The 10,768-nt window shown below is 72.7% G+C and carries 15 protein-coding genes; all 15 read left to right on the top strand.

Annotated elements, in window-relative coordinates:
• The first annotated feature begins 7 nt into the window (after positions 1-7).
• From JHW41_RS03220 to JHW41_RS03150, 15 genes are read left to right on the top strand one after another with little or no spacing between them, the layout of a single operon-like run.
• A complete protein-coding gene (locus JHW41_RS03220) occupies positions 8-817 on the top strand; it encodes a flagellar hook-basal body protein (protein WP_250449012.1) in 810 nt (269 codons plus the stop codon).
• Between the two features lie 3 nt (positions 818-820).
• Positions 821-1,591, top strand: a complete 771-nt coding sequence (locus JHW41_RS03215; RefSeq protein WP_250449011.1) for a flagellar hook-basal body protein — start codon at positions 821-823, stop codon at positions 1,589-1,591.
• A gap of 2 nt (positions 1,592-1,593) precedes the next feature.
• A complete protein-coding gene (locus JHW41_RS03210) occupies positions 1,594-2,190 on the top strand; it encodes a hypothetical protein (RefSeq protein ID WP_250449010.1) in 597 nt (198 codons plus the stop codon).
• Positions 2,187-2,786 carry a flagellar basal body L-ring protein FlgH gene (locus JHW41_RS03205; RefSeq protein WP_250449009.1) on the top strand — a complete coding sequence of 200 codons (600 nt, stop codon included), beginning with the start codon at positions 2,187-2,189 and terminating at the stop codon, positions 2,784-2,786. The genes JHW41_RS03210 and JHW41_RS03205 overlap by 4 nt, the downstream gene beginning before the upstream one ends.
• 5 nt (positions 2,787-2,791) lie before the next feature.
• Entirely contained in the window at positions 2,792-3,949 is a 1,158-nt protein-coding gene (locus JHW41_RS03200; RefSeq protein WP_250449008.1) for a flagellar basal body P-ring protein FlgI, read from the top strand.
• Between the two features lie 36 nt (positions 3,950-3,985).
• Positions 3,986-4,351 carry a flagellar basal body rod protein FlgB gene (locus tag JHW41_RS03195; RefSeq protein ID WP_057949199.1) on the top strand — a complete coding sequence of 122 codons (366 nt, stop codon included), beginning with the start codon at positions 3,986-3,988 and terminating at the stop codon, positions 4,349-4,351.
• Between the two features lie 5 nt (positions 4,352-4,356).
• Positions 4,357-4,818: a flagellar basal body rod protein FlgC gene (locus JHW41_RS03190; protein ID WP_078997504.1), complete on the top strand. Its 462-nt coding sequence runs from the start codon at positions 4,357-4,359 to the stop codon at positions 4,816-4,818.
• On the top strand, positions 4,815-5,129 hold the full coding sequence (gene fliE / locus JHW41_RS03185) for a flagellar hook-basal body complex protein FliE (RefSeq protein WP_250449007.1): 315 nt from the start codon (positions 4,815-4,817) through the stop codon (positions 5,127-5,129). Before JHW41_RS03190 ends, fliE begins: the two co-directional genes overlap by 4 nt.
• 1 nt (position 5,130) lies before the next feature.
• Positions 5,131-6,582, top strand: coding sequence for a flagellar basal-body MS-ring/collar protein FliF (fliF, locus tag JHW41_RS03180; RefSeq protein WP_250449006.1), 1,452 nt, complete (start codon positions 5,131-5,133; stop codon positions 6,580-6,582).
• Complete coding sequence (locus JHW41_RS03175) at positions 6,569-7,117, top strand: hypothetical protein (protein WP_250449005.1); 549 nt, start codon at positions 6,569-6,571, stop codon at positions 7,115-7,117. The genes fliF and JHW41_RS03175 overlap by 14 nt, the downstream gene beginning before the upstream one ends.
• Positions 7,118-7,158: 41 nt before the next feature.
• Complete coding sequence (locus JHW41_RS03170; RefSeq protein ID WP_250449004.1) at positions 7,159-7,863, top strand: hypothetical protein; 705 nt, start codon at positions 7,159-7,161, stop codon at positions 7,861-7,863.
• Between the two features lies 1 nt (position 7,864).
• Positions 7,865-9,193, top strand: coding sequence for a FliI/YscN family ATPase (locus tag JHW41_RS03165; RefSeq protein ID WP_250449003.1), 1,329 nt, complete (start codon positions 7,865-7,867; stop codon positions 9,191-9,193).
• Entirely contained in the window at positions 9,190-9,669 is a 480-nt protein-coding gene (locus JHW41_RS03160; RefSeq protein WP_078997509.1) for a hypothetical protein, read from the top strand. The genes JHW41_RS03165 and JHW41_RS03160 overlap by 4 nt, the downstream gene beginning before the upstream one ends.
• Positions 9,666-10,361: a hypothetical protein gene (locus JHW41_RS03155; RefSeq protein WP_250449002.1), complete on the top strand. Its 696-nt coding sequence runs from the start codon at positions 9,666-9,668 to the stop codon at positions 10,359-10,361. The genes JHW41_RS03160 and JHW41_RS03155 overlap by 4 nt, the downstream gene beginning before the upstream one ends.
• Positions 10,351-10,767, top strand: a complete 417-nt coding sequence (locus JHW41_RS03150) for a flagellar hook capping FlgD N-terminal domain-containing protein (protein ID WP_057949207.1) — start codon at positions 10,351-10,353, stop codon at positions 10,765-10,767. The genes JHW41_RS03155 and JHW41_RS03150 overlap by 11 nt, the downstream gene beginning before the upstream one ends.
• The last annotated feature ends 1 nt before the right edge of the window (position 10,768 follow it).

The raw sequence follows: 10,768 nt of genomic DNA, 5'->3' as shown, positions 1-10,768 counted from the left end.
GATCGCCATGGACAACCTGATGCTGACGGCCACCCAGATGATCGCGCGCGAATCCCAGCGCGTGGAGGTCTCGGCCAACAATATCGCCAACGTCGCCACGCCCGGCTTCAAGCGCGAACTCGCCTTCCACAGCGTGCTCGGCGCGCAAGCGGCGCAGCAGCTGCAGCAGCAAGCGCTGGACGCCGCCGCCGGGATCGCGCCGGACGCGGAGCTGCGCGAAGGCGCGGCGCAGGCGCCCGCCGCGAGCCGCGCGGTGCGCCGCGCCACCGACTTCGCCGCCGGCAAGCTGCAGCACACCGGCAACCCTTACGACCTCAGCGTGACCGGCCCGGGTTTCCTGCAGCTGGCGACCGAACGCGGCTTCGTCTACGCGCGCACCGCCGCGCTGCACCGCGACGGCGAAGGCCGGCTGGTCACCGCACAGGGCTGGCGGCTGCAGGCCGCCGGCGGCGGCGATGTGACCGTGTCCGGCGAAGACTGGAAGCTCGAGCGCGACGGCACCGTGGTCGACGCCGGCAATCCGGCCAGCGCGGTGCGCCTGGTCGAGTTCGACCGACTCGAACGCCTCGCCCGCGCCGGCGGCAACGCCTTCGCCGCGCCGGACGACGCGCGCATGAGCGAGCGCCTGCCCGGCGCGCAGGGCGGCGCGCTCGCCAGCGCGGTGCAGCAGGGATACCTGGAAGCGGCCAACGTCTCGGTCGGCGACGACATGGTCCAGATCATGGAAGCGATGCGCCGCATCGAATCCGCACAGAAGCTCGTCCATGCCTACGACGACATGGTCGGCAGCGCACTGCAACGCCTCGGAGGCATGTAAGCGATGAACGGAATTTTCTATATCGGCGCGACCGGACTGGACGCGCAGGGCAAGGCGGTGGAGACGGTCGCCAACAACGTCGCCAACATCAACACCGCCGCCTACAAGCGCGGCACGGTCTCGTTCTCCGAACTGCTGAGCGCCGACGCAGCGAACGGCGCGGCCGGCGCCGACGAGGTCAAGCGCGCCGCCGCCGGGGTGATGGCCAACCCGACCCTGCACGTGTTCGCCCAGGGCGACCTGCGTCCGACCGGCAACGACATGGACATCGCCGTGCAGGGCGAGGGCTTCCTGGAACTGGCCGGCGGCGACGGCCGCACCACGCTGTGGCGTGGCGGCACCCTGCGCATCGGCGCCGACGGCTTCCTCGCCGCCGCCAACGGGCTGCCGCTGGCGGCGATGATCGCGGTGCCGGCCGACGCCGAGGCGATCCACATCGCCAAGAACGGCATGGTCACCGCGACCCTGCGCAACGAGCGCACGCCAGTGGAGATCGGCCATATCGAGCTGGCAGTGCCGGCCGACCTGCAACGCATGGAATCGCTCGGCGACGGCCTGTACGCGCTGCCCGACGACGCGCTGTCGGTGACCCGCTCGGTGCCGGGCGAGGACAAGGCCGGCCTGGTCGCGCAGGGCTTCAGCGAAGCATCGAACATCAAGCTCGCCGACGAAATGGTGAGCCTGATGATCTATCAGCGCGCCTACGCCTCCAGCGCGCGGCTGGTGCAGATCGGCGACGAGCTGATGGGCATCGCCAACGGGCTCAAGCGCTGAACATGGCCGCCGTCGCGCTCCCGCCGTCGTCGCCGCGCCTGCGCGCCGCGCTGCTGTGCGTCCTCGCCGCCGCGCCGGCCGCGGCGACGGCGGGCGTGCGCCTGGATCGGGCCGCGGACGCGGTCGACGTCGCCGCGGCGGACGTCGCCGCGCCCGCGCCCGCCGGCGAGCGCGCCTGCATGCGCGTGCTGCGCGCGGTCGCGCGCGGCCAGGCCTTCGTCGCCGCGGATCTGCGCAGCGCGCGCTGCGGACGCGAGGACACCGTGCTGCGCGCGTACTACGACCGCGACGCCGGACTGGTGCGCGCGCCGGCCGATCTCGCCGCCGGCGCGGCGATCGCGCCGGTCGCGCCGACCCTGCTCGCCGATCTGCGCCAGGGCGACAAGGTCGCGCTCATCTACCGCGACGGCGCCATCGCAATATCGCGCGGCGGCGTCGCCGCGCGCGACAGCAAGCCCGGCGCGCCGGTGCGCGTCGCCCTCGCCGACGGCGCGGTGGTGACCGCGCCGTCTTCCGCCGCCGATGCCGTCTTCGTTCCCGCACTTCAGTCGCTTCCGCTTCCGCTTCCGCCTTCGTCCCGTCCCGGGGAAACGCCATGAACCGCCGCAACCGCACGCCGCTGGCCGGCGCGCTGCTCGTCCTGTCGATCGCCGCGCCCTTCGCGGGAATCGCCGCGGCCGCCGATCTGTACCGCGAGGAAAGCTTCCAGCCGCTGACTTCCGACCGCCGCGCCCAGCGCGTCGGCGACCTGGTCACCATCCTGGTCTACGAGAATTCCAGCGCGCGCAACACCGCCGACACCACCACCAAGACCGATGTCGGCATCGGCGGCAACATCAAGACCCTGGGCGACACCAGCTCGGACTTCAGCGTCGGCCTGGGCGACCGCTACGGCGGCCGCGGCCAGATCCAGCGCTCGGGCAACCTGCTCGCGCAGATCAGCGCGACCGTCACCGGCACCTATCCCAACGGCGACCTGGCCATCTCCGGCGAGCAGCGCATCAACATCAACGGCGAGAAGACCCAGATCCGCCTGACCGGCAAGGTCCGCCCCAACGACATCGGCCAGAACAACACCGTGCTGTCCAGCCGCATCGCCGATGCGCGCATCGACTACACCGGTGACGGCTACGTCAGCGACCGCACCAAGCCCGGTTTGATCCCGCGCATCCTCGGCTGGCTGGGGCTGTGGTGAACCTCATGAACGCGAATTTCGCCGTGTACAAGCACACTCTCGTCGCGTTCGGCCTCGCCGTCGCGCTGGCCGTCGCCGCGCCGGCCGCGCGGGCGGCCGAAGACGCCGCCGCCGGTTCGGTGCGGCTGAAGGACCTCGGCCGCTTCCTCGGCCGCCGCGACAACATGCTGGTCGGCTACGGCATCGTCACCGGCCTGGCCGGCTCGGGCGACGCGCCGCGCAACCAGGCCACCCGTCAGGCCATGCAGAACCTGCTGTCGCAGTTCGACCTGACCGTGCCGCTCGATCAGATCCAGAGCCGCAACGTGGCGATGGTGATGATCACCGCGACCCTGCCGGCCACGTCCAACATCGGCGACAAGATCGACGTCAACGTCACCTCGACCGGCGACGCGCGCAGCATCGCCGGCGGCACCTTGATCATGAGCGCGCTGCGCGGTCCGGACAAACGCACCTACGCGCTGGCGCAGGGCCCGGTCACCGTCGGCGGCTACCGCTTCGATGGCAACGGCAACCTGCGGCAGAAGAACCACCCCACGGTCGGCGTGGTCTCCGAGGGCGCGACGGTCGAGGTGCCGGTGCGCGCGCAGATCGCCGCGCAGGACGGGCGCGTGGACTACGTGCTCAAGAACAGCGACGCGGTCACCTCCGAACGCATCGCCGCGCGCATCAACCAGGCCTTCGGCGCCGGCGCGGCGGTGTCGCTGGACCCGGAAACCGTGCGCATCCGCGCGCCGCAGGACCCGGGCCGGCTCAATGCTTTCGTCGCCTCGATCGAGGCGCTGGCGGTGGTGCCCGACGTGGCCTCGCGGGTCGTCATCAACGAACGCACCGGCACCGTCGCCGCCGGCGGCGACACCCGCATCTCGCCGGTGACGATCTCGCACGGCGATCTGCGCGTGTCGATCGACACCGAATACACCGCCTCGCAACCCAACTTCATCGGCGTCGCCGACGACTCGGTGCGCAGCCTGATCGTCGGCAACAGCCGCCTGGACGTGGACGAGAGCGGCCAGCGCGTCGCCCAGACCTACAAGCAGACCACGGTGGCCGAACTCGTCGCCAGCCTCGCCCGCGCGCGGGTCGGCACCCGCGAGGTGATCGCCATCCTCCAGGCGATCAAGGCCGCCGGCGCGCTGCACGCCGACCTGGTCGTCCAGTAACCGCACGCACCGCACAGAACCCACAGAGGAACCACCATGACATCGCCGGTACTCGAAGCGATCGTAAGCAAGGCCCTGGACGGCCTGCACCTGCGCGAGATCGCCACCTCGCACAACGTCGCCAACGCCTCCTCGCCCGGCTTCGTGCCGGTGCGGGTGAGTTTCGAAGGGCAGTTGCAGGAGCTGGCCCAGGCCACCGCCGCGATGGCGCCGCCGCAGCGCGCCGCCGAGCTCTCGGCGTTGCAGCCGCGGGTCGCCGCATCGGCCGACCCGGCCGAACGCAGTGTCAAGATCGACCAGGAGATCGCCATCGCCTCGGAGACCTCGGCGCGCTACGCGATGCTGATCGGCATGCTCAACCGCAGCCTGCAGATGCAGCAGCTGGCGATCCGCGGGAGCTGACGGCCATGAGCGATACGCTTTTCGCCATCGCCCGCTCCGGCATGGACGTCGAACGCCTGCGCATGGAGGTGATCGCGCAGAACCTGGCCAACGCCAGTTCGGCGCGCGGCGCCGGCGTCGAGGGCTACCAGCCGGTGCGGCTGGTCTCCGGCCCGAACACGGTATCGGGCTTCGAGCAGGCGCTCGGCGACGCCGCGCGCGGCTACACCGTGCACGCGCCCGGCGCGCTCGCCGGCGCGCGCAGCTACGGCGTGCAAGCCACCGCCGCGCCGCCGCGGATCGTGCACGAACCGGCCAATCCGCTGGCCGACGCCGACGGCAACGTCGCCTACCCCGGCGTCGACCACGCCGGCGAGATGGCGCTGATGGTGCAGACCCAGCGCGTCTACGAGGCCAACGTGGTCATGTACAACTCCGCGCGCAGCATGTTCATGCGCGCGATGGACATCGGAGGCAACAGCCCGTGAGCATCGACGCCATCGCCGCGCTGAGCGCGGCCCAAGCGGCCGCGGCCGCACCGCAAGCCGCCGCGCCGGCCGCCGCGCCGAACGCCGCCGGCCAGGACTTCGGTTCGATGCTGCTGGCCAACGTCATGCACGCCGACGCCTCGGTGCAGGCCGCCGAAAGCGCCGTGCAGGCCTTCGCCCTCGACGGCCAGGCGCCGCCGCACCAGGTCATGCTCGCGCTGGAAGAGGCGCGCATGTCGCTGCATTTCGCCCTGCAGGTGCGCAATCGCCTGGTCGAGGGCTACCAAGAACTGATGCGCATGCAGCTCTGACATGGATACCGCCACGCACACCCCAAACGCCGGCGGCTGGCTGGCGCGCCTGCAGGCCGATCCGCGCCGACGCCAGATCGCGGTGGCCGTCGCGCTGTCGCTGCTGATCTTCGCGCTGCTGCTCGGCGGCTACCTGATGCTGCGCCCGAACTACATCGTGCTGTTCCGCGGGCTCAAGCCGCTGGATGCGGCGGCGGTGGTCAAGGAGCTGGAGAAGGAGAAGATCCCTTACCGCTACGACGAAGCCGCGAATGCCATCCTGGTGCCGGAAGGCGAGTCCAAGGCCGCGCGGATCAAGCTCGGCAGCGCCGACCTGCGCCTGCAGGACGTGGTCGGCCTGGAGCTGTTCAAGGACTCCGACCTGGGCCTGACCGAGTTCGCGCAGAAGGTGAACTACCAGCGCGCGCTGCAGGGCGAGGTCGCGCGCACGCTGATGTCGCTGGAGGAAGTGGACATGGCGCGGGTCCACCTGACCCTGCCGGAGTCGTCGATCTTCCGCCGCGACCAGGTCAAGCCGAAGGCCTCGGTGACGATCTTCCCCAAGAGCAGCGCCCCGCTCGGCGAAGACAGCATCCGCGGCATCCAGAAGCTGGTCGCCGCCTCGGTGCCGGGCATGGCGCCGGGCGACGTGATCGTGCTCGACCAGCGCGGCGCGGCCGCGACCGCCGACGAGATCGGCGACGTCTCCGATCCCAAGTTCGCGCTCAAGCAGGCGATCGAGCGCAGCTACGAGAAAAAGATCTCCGAGCAGCTGGCGCGGGTGCTGCGCGAGACCGGCGCCACCGTCAGCGTCAACGCCGAAATCAACTTCGATCAGGTCCAGACCACGCGCGAGACCGGCATCGCGCCACCGGCCGAAGCGGCGCCGCGCGCGCTGCCGCCGTTGCCCGCGGTGGCCGGCGCTTCCGCCGCGCCCGGCGCCGCCGATCCGCTGCCGCCGCTGCCCGCCTCGGCGGCGACGCCGGCCGCGCCGGTGCGCACCAACCGCGTGCTCGAACAGATCGTCAGCGCGCCGGGCACGGTGCGCCGGCTCAGCGTGGCGATCGTGCTCGAACGCGAGCAACCGGCCGAGGTGGTGGAGAAGGTGCAGGCAGTGGTCGCGGCCTCGGCCGGCATCGACGGCAAGCGCGGCGACGTGGTGTCGATCGTGGTCCGCGATCCGGCCCTGCCGGTGGCCGCCGCGGCGACGCCGGTTGCGGCGCTGCCCGCGCTGGCGGCGCCGCGCGCGCAGCCGGTTTCGGCCGCCACCGCGAACGCCACGGCGTTTGCCGCCAAGGACGCGGCCCTGCTCGGCGCCGCCGGCGTGTTGCTGCTGGTCGGCGGCGTCGCCTGGCGCGCGCTGCGCCGGCGCGAGCCCGCCGCGCGCCGGCTCAGCGAGCACGAGCGCGAGGAATTCGCCGCGCGCCTGAAGCGGCTGCTGCAGGAACAGGGAGACGCGCATGTCCGGCCTTGAAACGATCCGCCCTGACGGCGCGCGCGGCAAGTCCGAACGCGAGCTGCGCCGCACCGTCGGCCGTCTGAGCCAATGCTCGATCGAGGACATCGAGGCGATCTGGTCGCAGCTCGATCCGCGCGAACAGGCGCAACTGCGGCCGTTGCTGGCCGAAGCCAGCGGCTCGTTGCCGGAGTCGGCGCTGGGCGCGCTGCCGGCCGTGTCGCAGGCCGCGGCCGAGGCCGCGCCCGCGTCGCTTCCGCCCGCGTTCGGACACTATCTCGCGCAGTTGCCCGAAACCGTCGCCGCCAGCGTGCTGGCGAGCCTCGACGCGTCCGCGCGCGAGGCCGCGCTGCAGGCGCTGCCGGACCCGGCACGGCGCGAAAGCCTGCGCGCCGCGGCCGCGCCGCTGCGGCTGCGCCCGGCCGCGCGCCGAGCCCTGCATGACGCGGCGCTGGCGGCCGCGCGCGAAGCCGCGCCCGCACCGATCCAGGCGCCGGCGGAAACCGCGCCGCGCGGCCTGTCGCGGCTGTGGCGGCGGAGCGCGCGCGCATGAGCGGCCCGCCTTTGAACGGCCCGCCTTTGAATGGCCCGCCTTTGAACGGCGTGATCAAGGCCGGCACCGTCGCGGTCAGCGGCGAACGCCGTTCGACCGTGCGCGATCTCACGCCCGCGTCGGCGGCCGTCGCCGCGCCCGATCCGCAGGCGCTGCGCATCGCCGAACTCGAACAGGCGCTGGCCGCCGCGCAGGCGCAACTGGCGAGCCAGGCCAAGGCCGCCGAAAGCCGCGAGAAGCAAGCCTTCGAACGCGGCCGCGCGCAGGGCGCCGAAGCCGGCCAGGCGGCCGCGCAGCAGCGTTACGACGAACGCGTGCAGGCGCTGACCGAGGCGGTGACGGGCGCGCAGCAGCGCTTCGAAACGCAGTTGGCCGACGTCGCCCGCGACTGGTCGCTGCAACTGGCGCAAGCGGCGTTGGCGCGGATCGTCGGCGACGGCGCGCTCCACGCCGAGCTGGTCGCGCGCACGCTCGCCCATCACCTGTCCGCGTTGAGCCGGGACAGCGTGCTCGCGGTGGAAGTCTCCGCCCAGGACTTCCCCGATGCCGACTTCCCCGACCCGCCGGCGCTGCGCGCCGCGCTGTCGCGCCACGGCGCGCTGCCGCCGTGCCGGATCGACGCCGATCCCGCCCGCGCGGCCGGCAGCTGCGTGGTCCGGCTGAAGCTCGGCCGCCTCGACCTCGGCCTGGCGTCGCAACGCGAGCGCCTGGACGCGGCGTTCGCGCAACTGCGCGAGGGCGACTGACATGGCCTTGCGCGCGCTGCTCGATGCGATCGGCCGGGTCGATACCGCGACCCGGCTCGGCACCGTGACCCGGATCATGCCGACCTTCATCGAGGCCGACGGCCCCGGCCTGCCGCTGGGCTCGCTGTGCCGGGTGCGCGCGGGCGGCGGCCAGGAACTGCTGGCCGAAGTGGCCAAGGTCGAGACCGGCCGCATCACCCTGGCGCCGTATGGCGCGGTATCCAGCGCGCACGTCGGCGACAGCGTCGAAGCGCTGCGCGTCGGCGCGACCTTGCCGGTCGGCCCCGGCTATCTAGGCCGCATCGTCGATCCGATGGGCGCGCCGCTCGACGGCGGCGGCGCCATCGGCGAATGCGAACGCGACTGGCCGCTCGCCGGCGCGGCGACCTCGGCGCTGGACCGGCTGTCGCCGCGCGCGCCATTGCACAGCGGGCTGCGCGCGATCGACGCGCTGCTGACCCTCGGCGTCGGCCAGCGCGCCGGCATCTTCGCCGGCAGCGGCGTCGGCAAGACCACGCTGCTGGCCGACCTCGCCGGCCAAGTGCAGGCCGACGTGTGCGTGCTGTGCCTGGTCGGCGAGCGCGGTCGCGAGGCCGACGATTTCTGGCGCCATTCGCTCGACGACGCGGCGCGCCGGCGTTCGGTGATGGTGGTCGCCAGTTCCGACCAGCCGGCGATCCTGCGCGCGCGCAGCGTGCTCGCGGCGCTGTCGCTGGCCGAGTATTTCCGCGCCCAGGGCAAGCACGTGTTGCTGTTGCTGGATTCGATCACCCGCTATGCGCTGGCCTTGCGCGAGATCGGCCTGGCCGCGGGCGAGCCGCCGACCATCCGCGCCTACACCCCGAGCGTGTTCTCGGCCCTGCCGAAGGTGATCGAACGCTGCGGCGCGCTGCGCCAGGGCGGCGCGATCACCGCGCTGATGACGGTGCTGGCCGAGAGCGACGACATCGACGATCCGATGACCGAGACCCTGCGCGCCCTGCTCGACGGCCACATCGTGCTGACCCGGGCACTGGCCGAGCAAGGCCACTATCCGGCCATCGACGTGCCGCGCAGCATCAGCCGCGTGTTCGGCCAGGTGACCTCGTCCGAGCATCGCGCCGCGGCCAAGGCCGCGATCGCCCAGCTGTCGCTGTACGAAAGCTCGCGCACCCTGGTCGAATCCGGCCTGTACGCGGCCGGCACGAATCCCGAACTCGACCGCGCCTTGCGCACGCGCCCGGCGCTGATCGACTTCCTGCGCCAGGACAGCGGCCAGGCCGACGACGCCGCGGGCAGCGTCGAGCGCCTGCGCGCGCTGCTCGCCGCCGGCGAAGGAAGCGCACGATGAACCGCGACCGCCTGCGCCAGTTCGAGTCCATCGCCCAACTGCAGCGCGTGCGCCTGGATCGGGCGCAGCTGCACGCGGCTGGGCTGCGCCGTGAACTGCAGCGCGCGCAACAGGCCTGCCAGGCCAGTCTGACCGAGCGCGACGGCCTCCAGGCCCAATGGCGGGCCGCGTTGGACCGCGGCGCCGGATTGGATCTGGCCGCGATCGCCGGCTGGCGCTCGCTCGCCGGCGAGGCCCAACGCCGCTGCGACGAAAACGAAGTCGCGCAGCGGCAGGCCGGCGACGCCGTCGACGCGTTCGCACGCGAACTGCTGCGCCTGCGCACCCAATCCGAACGCAGCGACGCGGACGTCGCGCGCGAACGCGCCGCGCTGACGCGCAAGCGCGAGGAAAAACTCGGCGATGCCGCGCTGGAGCGGCACAACGCCTTGCTGCACGAAGCGACATCGACACACGCCCAGGGAGCCGCGCCATGAAGATCTCCGCACCGGCTTCGCCGCCGCTGCCCGCGCCCGCCAACGGCGCGGCGCCGCGCGGCCAGGAGCGCGGGCCGTTCCAACAACTGGTGCAACGGCTGGAGCAGGACATGTGGTCCGGCGCCGCCGCCGGCGGCGCGCCGGGCTCGGCGCCCGCGCCGCGCGCCGGTGCGCGCGCGCCATTGGCCGCCGCCGCACCGGCGGTGATGCGTCCGCTCGCCTACCTGCGCGATCCCGACCTGCCCGCGGGCGGCGCCGAACCGACGCCGCAGTACGGCTTGCGCGACATCGTCGAAGCCAGCGCTACGGCGCCGGCCGTCGCGATGCCGGCGGCCGCGCGCGGCAACGGCGACGCCACCGCGTTCGCGGCCTTCGTCGCGACGCCGCCGGCGCGCATGGGCATCGGCGCGGCGACCGGATCGGACAACGCCGTCGCCGACGCCACGCGTGTCTTCCACGCGAACCCCGCGCCGCAACGCGAGGAATCCGCCGGCGACCGCCTCAGCCTGCTCGCCGCGCCCGGCGGCTTCGGCCTGGCGCTGCGCCTGCGCGAGGACCGCCCGCTGGACGCGGACCTGCTCAAGCGCGCGCTGGCGCGCGTGCTGCACGAACACGGCGCGCGCCTGATGCGCCTGACCATCGACGGAACCGACGCAAGCCTTTTCCAAGGGGAAACACCACATGGCGATTAGTCCCATCAGCGGCGGCGGCGGCAGCGCCGGCACCTCGCAGCGCATCGATTCGCTGGGCCTGGACATGCAGTCGCTGCTGCAGATCATCCTGACCCAGCTGACCTACCAGGACCCGCTCAAGCCGGTCGACAACTTCGAGTTCGTCTCGCAGCTGGCCCAGTTCACCTCGCTGGAGCAGAGCCGCCAGCTGACCGACAAGATGGACCAGCTGCTGGGCGTGCAATCGGCGACCCAGACCCTGGGCCTGCTCGGGCGCAGCGTCGACGTGCAGCAGGGCGAGGCGCTGGTGTCGGGCGTGGTCAAGAACGTCTCGTTCAAGAACGGCGCGCCGGAACTGACCATCACCACCGCCGGCGGCGAGTTCCTCGCCAACGCCTCCCTGTCCCAGATCGTGCAAGTGCGCTGAA

This window comes from Lysobacter enzymogenes, assembly GCF_023617245.1.
Classification (GTDB): domain Bacteria; phylum Pseudomonadota; class Gammaproteobacteria; order Xanthomonadales; family Xanthomonadaceae; genus Lysobacter; species Lysobacter yananisis.
Note: the sequence above shows the minus strand (reverse complement) of the source record. Positions and strands in the feature narration are given on the sequence as shown.

What these genes read in the sequence shown, in the direction of transcription:
- JHW41_RS03165 (WP_250449003.1), top strand. Translation starts at nt 7,865, where the DNA reads ATGGCCTTGCGCGCGCTGCTCGATGCGATCGGCCGGGTCGATACCGCG.
- JHW41_RS03210 (WP_250449010.1), top strand. Translation starts at nt 1,594, where the DNA reads ATGGCCGCCGTCGCGCTCCCGCCGTCGTCGCCGCGCCTGCGCGCCGCG.
- JHW41_RS03215 (WP_250449011.1), top strand. Translation starts at nt 821, where the DNA reads ATGAACGGAATTTTCTATATCGGCGCGACCGGACTGGACGCGCAGGGC.
- JHW41_RS03200 (WP_250449008.1), top strand. Translation starts at nt 2,792, where the DNA reads ATGAACGCGAATTTCGCCGTGTACAAGCACACTCTCGTCGCGTTCGGC.
- JHW41_RS03220 (WP_250449012.1), top strand. Translation starts at nt 8, where the DNA reads ATGGACAACCTGATGCTGACGGCCACCCAGATGATCGCGCGCGAATCC.
- JHW41_RS03195 (WP_057949199.1), top strand. Translation starts at nt 3,986, where the DNA reads ATGACATCGCCGGTACTCGAAGCGATCGTAAGCAAGGCCCTGGACGGC.
- fliF (WP_250449006.1), top strand. Translation starts at nt 5,131, where the DNA reads ATGGATACCGCCACGCACACCCCAAACGCCGGCGGCTGGCTGGCGCGC.
- JHW41_RS03160 (WP_078997509.1), top strand. Translation starts at nt 9,190, where the DNA reads ATGAACCGCGACCGCCTGCGCCAGTTCGAGTCCATCGCCCAACTGCAG.
- JHW41_RS03175 (WP_250449005.1), top strand. Translation starts at nt 6,569, where the DNA reads ATGTCCGGCCTTGAAACGATCCGCCCTGACGGCGCGCGCGGCAAGTCC.
- JHW41_RS03155 (WP_250449002.1), top strand. Translation starts at nt 9,666, where the DNA reads ATGAAGATCTCCGCACCGGCTTCGCCGCCGCTGCCCGCGCCCGCCAAC.
- JHW41_RS03205 (WP_250449009.1), top strand. Translation starts at nt 2,187, where the DNA reads ATGAACCGCCGCAACCGCACGCCGCTGGCCGGCGCGCTGCTCGTCCTG.
- JHW41_RS03150 (WP_057949207.1), top strand. Translation starts at nt 10,351, where the DNA reads ATGGCGATTAGTCCCATCAGCGGCGGCGGCGGCAGCGCCGGCACCTCG.
- JHW41_RS03190 (WP_078997504.1), top strand. Translation starts at nt 4,357, where the DNA reads ATGAGCGATACGCTTTTCGCCATCGCCCGCTCCGGCATGGACGTCGAA.